The following is a 14,140-nucleotide window of genomic DNA, read 5'->3' on the forward strand; positions in this document are numbered from 1 at the left end:
TTGCCTTCCGATGGAGTATATTGCGCTTGCGTTGAAGACCAACGCGGAACATCGCAGCACCGATCGGCTTTAACCAAGCGGTCGTCTGCCTGGCCCGCCGCTATCGGGGGCCTGAACCTGTTTGGAGGGCGCACTATGGCCCGTACAGCTACCCTGCCGGTCCTTAATGGCGAATCCGGCCTTTCCCGTTACCTCGGCGAAATCCGCAAGTTTCCGATGCTGGAACCCCAGCAGGAATACATGCTCGCCAAGCGTTGGCGCGAGCACGATGATCGCGACGCCGCGCACCAACTCGTCACCAGCCATCTCCGTCTCGTGGCCAAGATCGCCATGGGCTATCGCGGCTACGGCCTGCCGATCTCCGAGGTCGTCTCAGAAGGCAATGTCGGCCTGATGCAGGCGGTGAAGCGGTTCGAGCCCGAGAAGGGCTTCCGTCTCGCAACCTACGCGATGTGGTGGATCAAGGCCTCGATTCAAGAGTACATCCTGCGTTCGTGGTCGCTCGTGAAGATGGGCACCACCGCGAACCAGAAGAAGCTGTTCTTCAACCTGCGCAAGGCGAAGAGCAAGATTTCCGCACTGGACGAAGGCGATCTCCGCCCCGACCAGGTGGCCATCATTGCCAAGCGTCTCGGCGTCACGGCTCAGGACGTGGTCGACATGAACCGCCGCCTCGGTGGCGACGCGTCGCTCAACGCTCCGATCCGCGACGACGGCGAAGCCGGCGAATGGCAGGACTGGCTGGTCGACAATTCGCCCAACCAGGAAGCCATGCTGGCGGAGCACGAGGAGTATGATCACCGCCGTGACGCCCTGAACGGCGCCATGGGCGTGCTCAACCCGCGCGAACGCCGCATCTTCGAGGCGCGCCGCCTCGCCGATGAGCCGATGACGCTGGAAGACCTGGCTGCCGAGTTCGGCGTGTCGCGCGAGCGCGTCCGCCAGATCGAGGTCCGCGCCTTCGAGAAGGTGCAGTCCGCGGTCAAGGGCACGATCGCAAAGGCCGAACAGGCCGCGCTGGAAGCCGCGCTCTAAGCGCGAGGTTTTTAGCGCCAGAGTTTGGCGGATCGACAAGTGACAGAAAGCCGGCGGCAACGCCGGCTTTTTTGTTTGGACGCAACTCTCGCCGTCATGCCACGCGAAGGCGGGGCATCCAGTACGCCGCGGCGCTTGTTGCAAGAGCGAGGTCTCCAATGCAGGCCTCCGGAATACTGGATCGCCCGGCTAAACCGGGCGATGACAGCGGGGTTGTGGCTCTGCCTTGAACCCGCGCTGCCGGTCGACCGACCAAAAGCATCGGGCCGACAGCATCAAGAGAACGGACACGCACCGTGTCGATCATCCTGCAATCCACCGTCGGCGGTTTCTCCGCCCAGTTCATGCGGAAGCTGCCGCTGGTCGAGCAGGCGATGCGCGACCACGGGCTCGAGCCGTCGGAGTTCGTGATCTCGAAGGACTACGCCTCGACCGCGACGATCCCGCTGATGGGTCCGTTCTTCTTCAACTACAGCGTCTACTTCGGCGACGAGACATTCACCGTCACCGAGCCGAACGACATGGTGTTCCTGGACTACTTCTTCAAACGCGTGCTGGCGGCGGATGACCCGCCGGAACTGCCGCGGCGGCCGGGCTTGATCCGGCGGCTGTTCGGCTGGATGTCGCAACCGGTGTAGCTCGTCACTCCCCCCAAACCCGCGCCAGCGTCGCGAGCCAGCAGCCTTCGCAATAGCGGGCGTCCTTGTAGTCGATCCAGTTGTGCGCATAGACGCGGTCGAGCGGGATGCCGTAGCGCGCGCGCAGGATCTGGACGAGGATCTTCCACGCCGCGACCTGCGCCGCGGTCGGGCCCGTCGTGACGTCGGGATAGTTGCCGGCGAACTCGACGCCGATCGAATTGTCGCGCACCACCTGGCGATAGGTCGGCTTGTTGTCGATGTACTTGTTGTCGTTGCGGTTGGCACCATCGCCGTGGGTCGGCACCAGGTTTTCCGCGACCGCCCAATAGACGGTGCCGTCGGTCTCGACCCACAATGTGACGCCGCGACGCGTGGGGTTCTTCGCTTGCACCTCGGCACCGCCCCGCGCCGAGCCGGCCGGTCCCTCGGTCTGGTGCACGATGATGTTGCGCCACGGTTTTGCGTTGCCGACGTCACCCCATGGCGCCAGCCACACCATCTTCAGGCCGGGAATGTCGGGCGTGCCGGAGGCGCGCGCGAGCTTTGCGAGCTCGGCGTCGGTCGCAGCGGCAGGTGCGATCAGAGTGAGAGCGGCGAGAACGGCCGCGAGCAGGCGAGAGATCATCATGCGGGTCCAATGCGGACCTGACGTTAGCACGCCCTTACGCGAATTTGCGCAAGGCCTCGCCTGGACCGATCGGGTCAGGCATGAGCGGCGGCGCCGGATCGTGGACGGCAAAGTCGTTCTTGCCGTTCTTCTTGGCCGCATAGAGCGCGTGGTCGGCATGCGCGATCAGGCGGTCCGGAAACTGGCCGACGCCGCGGTCCCACTGCGCTACCCCGATCGAGATCGCGATCGGAATGTCGACGCCGGTGCAGGTGACGGCATCCTGGCGGCAGACCTCGAGCACGCGGCGGGCGATCGCAGCCGCCTCGCGCAAGGTCGACGAGGGCAGCACGACGCAGAATTCGTCGCCGCCGGTGCGGGCGAGCATGTCGCCGGGCCTCAAGCGCGTCTGCGCCATCAGGGTGAAGTGCTGGAGGCAGGCATCGCCCGCGGCATGGCCATGGGTGTCGTTGATGGTCTTGAAGCCGTCGAGATCGATGACCAGCAGCGAGAACGGCTCGCTGCTGCGCTCCGAGCGGGCGCATTCTTCGCTCAGCCGCTGCAACAAATGCCGCCGGTTGGCGACGCCGGTGAGATCGTCGAGTAGCGCGAGGTCGGCGACCTCGTTGCGCAAGCTGTCCATCGCCATCAGCAGGAAGCCGAAATTGAGCGTCATGGACAGGAACAGGAGACCCAGCACCATGACGCCATGAGCCTGGCCGCCGGCGCTTGCCGAGAAATCGCCGCCGAGCAGATTGCCCACCGTGCGGACGACGAGGATCGCGATAATGGCGAGGATGACGATGCCGGACAGCCGGGCGCCCGGACTGACGCGGCCTTCCGGCGGCGACAGCAACAGACGCAGCGCCAGCACCAGCGGCACGGCCTGACCGAGCGTGTAGCAGAGCATGCGCAGCTGCATGTTGTCGAAGCCGACCACGAAGAACACGACGCCGGCGAGGCTTAAGCCTGCTGTTGCGATCATGACGCGCCATGAGACGGGCCGGTGATAGAAGCGTTGAATGCCCATGGCGGCAAGGCAGCTCGCCGCGATGACGCCGGCAGCGCCAAGCAGGAGCGGCAACGGAGACGCGACGAACAGGCGCAGCAGGGCCGTCATCGCGCCGGTCGCGCCGATAAAGGACGATGCCATCCAGAACCGCGCGGCCGCGAATTTCGGATAGGTGCGCATCACGTAGGCCCAGATCAGGCCGAGCGCCAGGAAGTTGACGACGAACACGGTCCAGAGTGTCGGCACGTTCAGCATGGCGCACGCGGCGCGCGCAGCGTCGCGCCCTCCGTCCCTGCCAGCTGACCGTCCATGATCCCGTCCCCGTTTTCTTTGGGGGGACAATGCCGCCGCCGCGCTTAACGGAGTCTCACTGCGATCCGCGAAAGCATGACTTTGGTTTTGGATTCATGAACGGCTGGCGCATTGTCGGATCGTTAGGCATGCCGGCGATGCGGATTCGTGAGCTAAAATCACCCGAAAATGCATCTGAGCTGTGGATAACGCGATGACACGGATGTGACAGCGCGGGGCAGAAGCGCGCGAATCTGCTGAGCTTGTCATCGAGGATGTTGCGAGGCTGGCCCTCCGCCGAGCATCCCTCGTGTCGCGTTTCACCATTAACCCTGAAGAGGATCCTATGGCTAAGAAAGCGAAGAAGGCGAAGAAGGCGACGAAGAAGAAGGCCAAGAAGGCAGCGAAGAAGAAGTAGCGAGGCTTCTTATTCTTTGCCCGGGTGGAGCACGCTCCGCCCGGGCGTCGGGTGGGAGTTCTGAGTTGGAAGATGGCGGGCGCAAGGCCCGCTTTTTTGTTGGCTGGAGAAGCTATCGCTCCGCGAACGCCAGCTTGGCGCCGAGCGCGGCGAAGCCGGCGGCAAAACTCCGGCGCAGCCAGGCCATGACACGCGGGCGGGAGATGACGCGCTCGCGCACCGATGCCGCACAGAGGCCGTAGACCACGAACACCGCAAACGTCATCGCCATGAAGGCGCCGCTCAATTGCAGCATTCGCGCCAGCACATGGGCTTCGTCCGCGGCGATGAACTGCGGCAGGAAAGCCAGGAAGAAGATCGACAGCTTCGGATTGAGGATGTTGATCAGGAAGCCGGTCACGATCACCCGACCGACCGAACGCTCGCGGATCTCGCCGTCGACTGCCAGCGCCCCGGTCTCGCGCAGCGCCTGCCAGGACATGTAGAGCAGATAGGCGACACCGCACCATTTCAGCGCGGCGAAGGCGAGCGCGCTGGTGTGGAGCACGGCGGCGAGCCCCAGCATCGCGGCCGTCATGTGCGGCACGATTCCGAGGGTGCAGCCGAAGGCAGCGGCGATGCTCGCGCGCGAGCCGCGGGTCAGCGCGGCCGCCAGCGTGTAGAGCACGCCGGTGCCGGGCGAGGCGACGACGATCAGCGAGGTGAGCAGGAAGGACAAGGTCATGGACCGACCTTATCACCGCGCCGCGGACCACGAAAGCCGGCCTGCCGGATCGACCCTCAGGACAGCTGCGCGATCTCGGCCTCGCGGAGCACGTCGAGCGGCGCCCATGGCTTGGCCCAGAACTTCGCGCCGTTCGGCAAGGCCTGCATCAAGGGCCGGCCGGAGGTGACGACGACGTCGAGCTTCGGGTTGCGGTCCTTGGCGACATGCGCGAGCTCGACGCCGTTCATGCGGCCGGCAAGCTGAACGTCGGTCATCATCAGGCAGAGCGCGCCGGCGCTCTTCTCCAGCACAAGCTCGGCCGCCTCGGCGCTCTCGCATTGAATGACGTCGTAGCCGCTTTCTTCGAGAAGAAGACTGAGCATCTCCCTCTGCATGAGGTCGTCTTCCACGATCAGTGCGGTGGCTCGAAACGGCTTTGCTTGTCCCATCGGCGGCTCCCAATGCTGCCTGTCTTCATCAAGTAACGTAGGTTAAGGTGGGAACCGCCATGCGGTTCGGTTCCAATATGAAAAAATGTAAATCATAGTTCCGCTCAAGTGGCTCGACGGGGGAATCATCATGACTGCAATCCGCGGCGCCGCCGCCTTCACCGGAGCGGCAAGCGGCATCGGCCGCGCACTGGCGATCGAGCTTGCACGGCGCGGCTGCGATCTCGCGCTCGCCGATCGCGACGAGCCCGGGCTGAAGACGCTCGCGGCCGAGATCGGCGCCGCAAGCAAGCTCAGCCTGCATCGCGTCGATGTCAGCAAGCCCGACGACATCGCGCAATTCGCGCGTGAGGCGGCCACCGCGCATCCCGCACTTGGCATCGTCGTCAACAATGCCGGCGTTGCACTGATGGGATCGTTCGAGGAGATCGACCAGGCGCAGATGGACTGGCTGTTCGACATCAATTTCTGGGGCGTGGTGCACGGCACGCGCGCCTTCCTGCCGCATCTGAAGACGCTGGGCGAGGCACACATCGTCAATTTGTCCTCGATCTTCGGCATCATCGCCCCGCCGGGACAGTCGGCCTATGCCGCGGCGAAATTCGCGGTGCGCGGCTTTTCCGAGAGCGTGCGGCACGAGCTGGCCATGGCGGGCAGCCCTGTCAGGCTGTCGGTCGTGCATCCTGGCGGCGTCGCCACCGCCATCGCCCGCAACTCGCGCACCGGGGTCGGCGTCACCGACAACGCACGCCGGTCGCAATCGATCGAGCGGTTCGAGAACGCGGCAAGGACCACGCCCCGGGACGCCGCGCTGCGCATCATCAAGGGCATCGAGAGAAACGAGCCGCGCATCCTGATCGGCAACGACGCCCGCTTCATGGATCTCCTGCAGCGCTTCCGCCCGGCAACGTACTGGGCGCCGTTGCAGCGCAAGCTGGAGAGGATGGCGAAGGGGACGGAGTGAGGGGCGCCGTCGAATTAAACCGTCGTCCTGGCGAGCGTTCACGGACCTCTCCGTTGTCACTCCCCGCGAAGGCGGGGAATCCAGTACGCCGCAGCCTCTCCGTATTCTCGCGCGGTCTCTGGAATACTGGATCGCCCGCCTTCGCGGGCGATGACACCAAGTATGTGCGCGAGTGCTCCGTCTCTTTGGCTCCCCTCACTGCCCCGCCAGCCGATCGGCAAAATACCCGATCGTCTTGCGATAGATCACCGCCCTGTTCCATTCGCGCATGGCCTCGAAATTGGCGGTGCCTTCGCCGTAGGGCTGGCCCATCTTGAAGCCGCTGGTGTGGAGCAGGTTCGCGGTCGAGGCGAGCACGTCGGGGACGCTGTGGCGGAGATCGACGTGGCCGTCGCCGTCGAAATCGACGCCGTACTTGATGTAGGAGGACGGCAGGAACTGGGTCTGGCCGATCTCGCCGGCATAGGCGCCGATCAGGTCGCGCAGCGGCAGGTCACCGCGCTGCACGATCTTCAGCGCCGCGAGCAGCTCGCCCTGGAATAGCTCGGTGCGGCGGCAGTCATGCGCGAGCGTCGCCAGCGTGCGGACCACCGGCAGCTTGCCGATGTCGCCCTTGCCGAAATCGCTCTCCAGCCCCCAGATCGCAACCAGGATATAGCGGGGCACGCCGAACTGCTGCTCGATGCGTGAGAGCAGCGCGGCATGGCGCTGCAACAGCGCCTTGCCGCCATTGATGCGGCCGGGGCCGACGCGGGTCGAGACATACTGCTCGAAGCTCTTGTTGAAGGTGTAGCGCTGGCGCCGGTCGAAGGCGAGCACCGCGCCGTCCTGCTGCACGCCGCTGAGCGCCGCGCTGGTCACGCTCGCCGAGACGCCGGCGGCCTGCGCTTCCGAGGCCATGCTGGCGACAAAGCTGTTGAAGTCGCCGCCGCAGCGCGCGGCTTGCGCCGATCCGCCGGCCAGACAGGCGATGAAGGCGATGGCCAAGGCGTATTTCGACATTCGGATGAATCCTACAGGGAATGGGCGGGAGAGCGGCGCGCGATCATGCCCGGGAACCAGATTCGCGTCAAAGCGGCAAATCCTCACCAGAACCAATCGCATCCTGGCTCGACGAATGAAGTCCGATGTCGCGACCACTGCATATCTCATGCGCTCGCTGCGGCATCGCAGCGCCAGCGATTTGCCTTGCCATGGCATGGCGCCGGTTATAACATTCTATTCTAGGTTGTCGCCCCGCCAGCCCCGGGCGACGCTGAAGACCAAAATAAACGGCGGGCTTCGCGGCCCGCCGTTTGTTGAGGCAAGGGTGAGGCAAGGATCTCCTAAGGAGCGCATCGGGTTTTACGAAGCGTTGGACTCTTCCGCCCGACATCGAGGCGCCTCGTAAATGGGTTCGTCGATCGATCGCGCAGCTGGTTCTGCCGCTGCAGGGTCCGCGCCCAGCCACCGGAAACCTGCCAAAGTCATTTGACTATGGCCCCCTGATCGACGAAAAGCCGGCCATGGCCAAAAAACCCGGAACCAATCCCAAGGGCGAATTCGCCTTTTTCAACGTCTTCTATGAAGACGGCTCACAACGCTCCAACCGGCGCGTGCCCGCCGAATTGCTCGGCGGCCTCGACGGCGACGAGCCGGCCCGCGCCTATATCATGGAGCAGGACCGCGAGATCGCCGAAAAATCCGGCCGCCCGGCGCTTGAGATCAAGAACCTCGAGCGGGTCGGCGCGAAGAAGAAGTAGGTCAATCCAGGCAGGCGCTCACCAGCGTCCGCTCCGCCTGTTCCAGGCAAACAGCAGATCGGCAAACCGGTCATAGAAGAACCGGGTGAACGGCAGCGCCACGCGATTTCCGAACAACCCCGCAAGCCACCCCTCCCTCGGCGTCAGCCTCCACAGCGCAATCGCGACATCCGCGCCGACGATGAGTTGGCCGGCCTCATCGGTCGCATGCAGGCGGCGCCTGATGTCGCCGAGCGTGGCGCCAAAGCACGCCAGCGCCTCGGGCTGCTCGTTGATATCCCTGAATTCGATCCTACCCGCGCGCACCAGCGCCAACAGCTTGTTGCGCTGCCAGTCGATGCCGGCATTGCAGACAGGGCAACGGGTGTTGTACCAGACGGTGAGGTGAGCCGGCATCATCAAAGCATAGATGTCGATCCTTGCGACGTCGAGGCTGGAGCCATCCACCCGGAATTCCAGAATCGATGCGCCTCTCTGGTCGGGTGTATATTCGATTGGAAAAGCATGAGCCTCTATTGGGCTGAACGCTGTCGAAGTAGGCGTGAACGAAAACGGCGGGCTTTCGCCCGCCGTTCTTGTTTCAACAGACCACCAAGTGGCGGCGTTTGAACTAGTTATCCAGGAACGACCGCAGCTTCCTTGACCTTGACGGATGCTTCAACTTTCGCAGCGCCTTCGCCTCGATCTGTCGAATACGCTCTCTCGTCACCGAGAACTGCTGGCCGACTTCTTCCAGCGTGTGGTCGGTGTTCATGCCGATGCCGAAGCGCATGCGCAGCACGCGTTCTTCGCGCGGGGTGAGCGAGGCCAGCACGCGCGTGGTGGTCTCGCGCAGGTTGGACTGGATCGCGGCGTCGATCGGCAGGATCGCGTTCTTGTCCTCGATGAAATCGCCGAGGTGTGAATCCTCTTCGTCACCGACGGGCGTCTCCAGCGACAACGGCTCCTTGGCGATCTTGAGGACTTTTCGGACTTTCTCCAGCGGCATGCCGAGCTTCTCGGCCAATTCCTCAGGAGTGGGCTCGCGGCCGATCTCGTTGAGCATCTGGCGCGAGGTGCGCACGATCTTGTTGATCGTCTCGATCATGTGCACGGGGATGCGGATGGTACGCGCCTGGTCGGCGATCGAGCGGGTGATCGCCTGCCGGATCCACCACGTGGCGTAGGTCGAGAACTTGTAGCCGCGGCGATACTCGAACTTGTCGACCGCCTTCATCAGGCCGATGTTGCCTTCCTGGATCAGGTCGAGGAACTGCAGGCCGCGATTGGTGTATTTCTTGGCGATCGAGATCACGAGACGGAGGTTGGCTTCCACCATCTCCTTCTTGGCCTGGCGGGCTTCGCGCTCGCCCTTCTGCACCGAGTGCACGATCTTGCGGAACTCGATGATCTCCAAGCCGGTCAGCGCAGCTAACTGATGCACCTCGTGGCGGAGGTCCTTGATGCGGTCCTTCTCGTGATGGACGAAGTTCTTCCAGCCCTTGGCCGACAGCTTCGAGACACGGTTGAGCCAGCGCGGATCGAGCTCCGAGCCGGTGTAGTTGCGCAGGAAGTCTTCGCGCGCGACGCCATGGCTGTCGGCAAGGCGCATCAGGCGGCCCTCATGCGAGACGAGGCGCTTGTTGATGTCGTAGAGCTGCTCGACGAGACTGTCGATACGCGCCTGGTTCAGGCGCAGCGACTTCACCTCGACGATGATCTCGTCCTTGAGCTTGCGGTATTTGCGCTCTTGGTGCGGCGAGAGCGAGGGCCCGTGCGAGGTGCTCTCGAGCTGGTTCTGGATGTCCTGCTCTTGCAGCTTGCGCAGCTTCTTGTAGCTGTCGGCGATCTTGTCGAAGATCTCGACGACCTTCGGCTTGAGCTCGGCCTCGATCGCCGCAAGCGACATCTGGTTCTCGAACTCGTCGTCCTCGTCCATGTCGGCTTCGGCGGCGGATTCCGCCGGATCCTTCGCGGCGTCGCCGACATTGCCGGGCGCAGGCGCGGCGCGGAACGGGGTCGGCGCCGGCGGTGCGGCCGGCGGCGCGACATGCGCGGGCGCGGCGCCGGTGGCCTGGCCGCCTTCGGCCGTCGCTTCACCGGTCTCGCCGTTCGGACCGGCGATCATCGCATTGTTCATGCCGGCCTTGGCATCGGGCCCGGCATAGGTGGCTTCGAGATCGATGATGTCACGAAGAAAGATTTTTCCTTCGTTGAGCTCGTCGCGCCAGATGATGATGGCCTGGAAGGTCAGCGGGCTTTCGCACAGACCTGCGATCATCGCCTCGCGGCCGGCCTCGATGCGCTTCGCAATCGCAATTTCGCCTTCGCGCGACAGCAGCTCGACGGTGCCCATCTCGCGCAGATACATGCGCACGGGATCGTCGGTGCGCTCGCCCGGCTCGCTCTTCTTGACCTCGGTGACGGCCTTCTGGGTGACTTCGACGAGCTCGTTGTCGGTCTCGTCCTCGCCGCCCTCGTCCTTGTCCTCCTCGCCTTCGCTATCGTCGGCTTCGGTGACGTTGATGCCCATGTCCGAGAGCATGGACATGATGTCCTCGATCTGCTCGGGAGAGGTCTGGTCGGACGGCAAAACTTCGTTGAGCTGATCGAAGGTCACGAAGCCGCGCTTCTTGGCCTGCTTGATCATCTTCTTCACGGCCGCGTCGGACAGATCGAGCAACGGCGAGGGCGCGTCCTGGGAGTCCTTCTCCGGCGCGTCCGCTGCCTTGTCGTCTTTTTCCTTGTCCTTCGCCTGCAGCGTCTTTGCCTTGGTGGCCATCCATTGCTCCTAAACGCGTTTCACACAGACGTTCGCCGCGCCCGCGCAAAATCACTTGAACCTGTTGCTCGATGCTCTCGCTTCGTCAGATCTCGACACGGAAAGGGCGGCGCGGACCTCTTGTCGCCACCCCCGACCTTTCACTCGCCGGATTTGCCTAACGCTTCGTAGAGCCTCTTTGTCGCAGCGGATACAGGTGTAGTGCCAACAGCAATTGCGCGGATTCATTCCTGACGCGTCTGTTCTGCCTGCGGCCGCCTGGTGGCCAAAGTGCTACAAGACCGTTAAGCCTCGATTAACCCTGTTTTTGCCGCCAAACCTCGGATTTGGCGAGTCTTTTAGCGGTTCCGGTCCCGGCCGTCCGCATGATTCTTTCATCACACGCTCTTCTGGAACCGGCCCGACAGCTCGCCAAAACCCTCGATCAGGGCCTCGGTGCCGTCGACTTCGCCTATCCGAGCCTTGACGTCGCGCAGCCACGCCATGTTGGCCTCGCTGGGATCATCCCCCAAGGCCAGCTCGGCGTCTTTCAGCTCTCTAAGTAGTGAATGGTACTGCCGATGCAAGGCGACCAGCTGATGCCAGGTGGAGAGAACGTCGTCCCGTGCGGCGCCCTCACGGGCGCCCCACACCGCCGCGGTCGTGATACCGCTCTCAACCCTTTGAAGAGCCTGCGAAAATCCGCCCTTCTCGAGATCGCTGCGCATCTTCTCGGCGAGCTCGCCGGGGTCCGGCGAATGGTGATGGTCGTTGGCAAAGGCGGCGATGATGCCGGCCCGGAGCTTATGGACCTCGGGATGGGCGAGCTCCAGGGCCGCGACTTCCTCGAGATGATCGTGCAGCAGCCAGGGGTGATTGATCAGGATTTGCAGGATCAGGGCCTCCCGGCGGGAGATGGCGCTGCGCTGGCCGCGCATGATCGGGCTTGCCGCGAGCTGCGCGCTCGCCGCCTGGTAGGGTCCGGAGGGCAGCTGGATGGGCCCGGGTGGGCCGCGGCGGCCTCCAAATCCCTGACCGCCGAATCGATTCGCGCCTCCCCCACCGCGGGGCTGGAACTGACGGCCGGCCGAGCCGGGGCGGAAATTGCCACGGCCGCCGCCGAAGCCGCCGCGTGCGCCTTCGGGGGCAAAGGCGCGCTGAAGCCGCTCGGCAAGATCCTGCCGGTAATAGCGCCGCACCACCTCGTCGCGGATGCCGTTGGAGAGCTCCTTGATGCGCGCCTCTAGCGCGGCGCGGCGCTCGGGCGTGGCGAAATTGCCGCCTTCGAGCTCGCGCGACCAGATCATCTCGGCGAGCGGACGCGCCGCCGCGATCACCTCCTCGATCGCGCCACGACCGCCGGAGCGCACGAGATCGTCGGGGTCCTGCCCTTCCGGCAGCAGGGCGAAGCGCAGACTCTTGCCGGGCGCGAGGAAGGGTAAGGCGAGATCCGCGGCACGATAAGCGGCTTTCTGGCCGGCGCGGTCGCCGTCGAAGCAGAGGATCGGCTCGTCCGCCATTTTCCAGAGCAGCGCGAGCTGGTTTTCAGTGAGCGCGGTGCCGAGCGGCGCCACGCTGCCGGCAAAGCCCGCGGTGACCATGGCGATGACGTCGACATAGCCTTCGACCACGATGAGGGGGCTGCCGTCATGGGTGGCTTTGCGCGCGGTCTGGTGGTTGTACAGATTGTCGCCCTTGTGGAAGAGCGGCGTCTCCGGCGAGTTCAGGTACTTGGCCGGAACGTCCTTCTCCAGCGCGCGCCCGCCGAAGGCGATGACGCGGCCGCGCAGATCCATGATCGGAAACATCACGCGATCGCGGAAGCGATCATAGGGCACCGGGATGTCGTTGCCGGCCACCAGCATGCCGGTTTCGACCATGTCGTCGACGGAGACGCCGAGCTTGCCGAGATGCTCTTTCAGCGCAAAGCGATCAGGTGGCGCATAGCCCAGCCGAAACTGCAATTGCGTCGCCGGCGAGATCGCGCGGTCGGCGAGATAGCCGCGCGCCTTGGCGCCGACGCGCGAGGCCAGCGTCTCGGCAAAGAACTTGGCGGCGAGATCCATGACGTCATGCAGCGAGCGGCGCCGCTGCTCCTGACGCGCTGCATCCGGCGTCACCGCTGGCAGCGGCAGGCCCGCCATATTGGCGAGCCGCTCCACGGCCTCCGCGAACGGCAGGCCGTCGGTCTCCATCATGAAGCTGATGATGTCGCCGTGCTTGCCGGAGGAGAAGTCGTGGTAAAAGCCCTTCTGGTCGTTGACGTAGAAGGACGGCGTCTTTTCCTGCTGGAACGGCGACAGCCCCTTCCACTCTCGCCCCGCCTTCTTCAGTTTGACGCGCTTGCCCACGACTTCGGAGACCGAAAGCCGGGCCCGAAGCTCGTCGAGGAATTGGGGCGTGAAGCGCATCAGGTTGATTTCTGGGGTGAGTCGGGCGTTTTGCCAACGAATAGGCATATAAGGATGCCCCCGGGAAATACGATGCACTTAGGGCTTCTCCCGGCTATTCACAGGTCGAAGATTCGACGGAAAGCTTGAACCCGGCCCGGTTCCACGCTTCCATGGGGGCCATGTTCAGGACCTTCCGAGGCGGCCAGAGCGGGGGTTGGCGCATCACCTCGATTTCGCCGGTGACGGGCGAGCCCCTCGCCTTCATGCCAACGCTGTCGGTCACCGACAGCGAGGCCATCGCGTTGCCGCTGGTGCCCTCGCGCAATGCTTGGCGCCTGGTCGGTGTCGCGAGCAGCTTGCGCTACACCGAGCGCCCGGAGAAGCAGCAGCTCACTGCCGTGCAGGCCGGCCTCGGCCGGCTGGAAGCAACCAGTGGGGCGCTGATCCCGATCCGCAAGTCGCAGGCCTGGTGGGATCTGACCCAGGAAGAGCGCCGCAGGATCTTCGAGGACAAGTCGCATCACATCGCGAACAGCCTGCGCTTCCTCCCTGCGATTGCGCGGCAGCTCTATCATTGCCGCGACCTCGGCGGGCCCTTCGACTTCCTGACCTGGTTCGAATTCGCGCCTGCGCACGCCTCGCTGTTCGAGGAGCTGGTCGCGATGCTCAGGCGAACCGAGGAGTGGAGTTATGTCGAGCGCGAGGTCGACGTGCGCGCAGTGAAGGAAGTGCTGTCGGGCTAGAGCCCAAGAAAGCGGCCGGATTCGATGCGCGGCAGATCGGTGACGGGCCAGTTGTAGATGTAAGTCCAGGCCGGTGCCGTCACCCCGTCTGCACCTGTCACGTCGACCAGCTGGCGCAGATATTCGGTCGGCTCCGGAAAGCCCTCGCCGCAGGCCTCGTACATGTCGAGCTCGCGCAAGAGTTCGTCGGGCACGCGCAGGTGAAAGAGTTCGCCGTGGGCGCGGTCGGACGGCACATCGGAGAGCAGCAGCCCCGGATAATGCGTCACCAGAACGAGCCGGCCGCGGCAGGTCGCTTCACCCAGAAAATCCGCGTGGCCCGCAAGCAACCGCGCCATCGGATGGTCGAAGCCGCGCATCAGCGTGCCGTAGACGAAGAGACGATTGGAGGTCATGGCC

14 protein-coding genes are annotated in these 14,140 nt (G+C 64.4%); 5 read left to right on the forward strand and 9 right to left on the reverse strand.

What is annotated here, in order from left to right; all coding sequences use genetic code 11:
• Positions 1-135 precede the first annotated feature (135 nt).
• A complete protein-coding gene (gene rpoH / locus IVB50_RS14500; RefSeq protein ID WP_007596598.1) occupies positions 136-1,035 on the forward strand; it encodes an RNA polymerase sigma factor RpoH in 900 nt (299 codons plus the stop codon).
• 296 nt (positions 1,036-1,331) lie between these two features.
• Positions 1,332-1,673: a hypothetical protein gene (locus tag IVB50_RS14505; RefSeq protein WP_027520274.1), complete on the forward strand. Its 342-nt coding sequence runs from the start codon at positions 1,332-1,334 to the stop codon at positions 1,671-1,673.
• Between the two features lie 4 nt (positions 1,674-1,677).
• On the opposite strand, the gene IVB50_RS14510 is transcribed toward IVB50_RS14505, so the two are convergent.
• From IVB50_RS14510 to IVB50_RS14525, 4 genes are all read right to left on the reverse strand, one after another.
• Complete coding sequence (locus IVB50_RS14510) at positions 1,678-2,304, reverse strand: peptidoglycan recognition family protein (RefSeq protein ID WP_247296157.1); 627 nt, start codon at positions 2,302-2,304, stop codon at positions 1,678-1,680.
• 34 nt (positions 2,305-2,338) lie between these two features.
• Positions 2,339-3,550 (reverse strand): GGDEF domain-containing protein, encoded by a 1,212-nt coding sequence (locus IVB50_RS14515; protein WP_247296158.1) that lies wholly within the window; start codon positions 3,548-3,550, stop codon positions 2,339-2,341.
• 566 nt (positions 3,551-4,116) lie between these two features.
• Positions 4,117-4,728 (reverse strand): LysE family translocator, encoded by a 612-nt coding sequence (locus tag IVB50_RS14520; protein ID WP_247296161.1) that lies wholly within the window; start codon positions 4,726-4,728, stop codon positions 4,117-4,119.
• Between the two features lie 56 nt (positions 4,729-4,784).
• A complete protein-coding gene (locus tag IVB50_RS14525) occupies positions 4,785-5,159 on the reverse strand; it encodes a response regulator (RefSeq protein WP_018453620.1) in 375 nt (124 codons plus the stop codon).
• Positions 5,160-5,289: 130 nt separating this feature from the next.
• Between IVB50_RS14525 and IVB50_RS14530 the strand changes: the two genes are divergently transcribed.
• Positions 5,290-6,123 (forward strand): SDR family oxidoreductase, encoded by an 834-nt coding sequence (locus IVB50_RS14530; protein WP_247296164.1) that lies wholly within the window; start codon positions 5,290-5,292, stop codon positions 6,121-6,123.
• A gap of 195 nt (positions 6,124-6,318) precedes the next feature.
• On the opposite strand, the gene IVB50_RS14535 is transcribed toward IVB50_RS14530, so the two are convergent.
• Positions 6,319-7,125: a lytic murein transglycosylase gene (locus IVB50_RS14535; protein ID WP_085360517.1), complete on the reverse strand. Its 807-nt coding sequence runs from the start codon at positions 7,123-7,125 to the stop codon at positions 6,319-6,321.
• Between the two features lie 503 nt (positions 7,126-7,628).
• On the opposite strand from IVB50_RS14535, the gene IVB50_RS14540 reads away from it, so the two are divergent.
• Positions 7,629-7,865 carry a hypothetical protein gene (locus tag IVB50_RS14540; protein ID WP_007614643.1) on the forward strand — a complete coding sequence of 79 codons (237 nt, stop codon included), beginning with the start codon at positions 7,629-7,631 and terminating at the stop codon, positions 7,863-7,865.
• 18 nt (positions 7,866-7,883) lie between these two features.
• Here the strand turns inward: IVB50_RS14540 and IVB50_RS14545 are convergent, their stop codons facing one another.
• From IVB50_RS14545 to dnaG, 3 genes are all read right to left on the reverse strand, one after another.
• Positions 7,884-8,261: a DCC1-like thiol-disulfide oxidoreductase family protein gene (locus IVB50_RS14545; RefSeq protein WP_247296247.1), complete on the reverse strand. Its 378-nt coding sequence runs from the start codon at positions 8,259-8,261 to the stop codon at positions 7,884-7,886.
• Between the two features lie 214 nt (positions 8,262-8,475).
• The gene (gene rpoD / locus IVB50_RS14550) at positions 8,476-10,626 is read right to left on the reverse strand and encodes an RNA polymerase sigma factor RpoD (protein WP_247296166.1); all 2,151 of its coding nucleotides are present in this window, start codon (positions 10,624-10,626) and stop codon (positions 8,476-8,478) included.
• A gap of 377 nt (positions 10,627-11,003) precedes the next feature.
• Complete coding sequence (gene dnaG, locus IVB50_RS14555; protein WP_247296168.1) at positions 11,004-13,016, reverse strand: DNA primase; 2,013 nt, start codon at positions 13,014-13,016, stop codon at positions 11,004-11,006.
• 161 nt (positions 13,017-13,177) lie between these two features.
• Between dnaG and IVB50_RS14560 the strand changes: the two genes are divergently transcribed.
• On the forward strand, positions 13,178-13,741 hold the full coding sequence (locus tag IVB50_RS14560; RefSeq protein WP_018453613.1) for a chlorite dismutase family protein: 564 nt from the start codon (positions 13,178-13,180) through the stop codon (positions 13,739-13,741).
• On the opposite strand, the gene IVB50_RS14565 is transcribed toward IVB50_RS14560, so the two are convergent.
• A complete protein-coding gene (locus IVB50_RS14565; RefSeq protein WP_247296171.1) occupies positions 13,738-14,136 on the reverse strand; it encodes a gamma-glutamylcyclotransferase family protein in 399 nt (132 codons plus the stop codon). The genes IVB50_RS14560 and IVB50_RS14565 overlap by 4 nt on opposite strands.
• Positions 14,137-14,140 lie beyond the last annotated feature (4 nt).

The sequence above is a fragment of the Bradyrhizobium sp. 87 genome (genome assembly GCF_023073015.1).
GTDB lineage: Bacteria > Pseudomonadota > Alphaproteobacteria > Rhizobiales > Xanthobacteraceae > Bradyrhizobium > Bradyrhizobium canariense_D.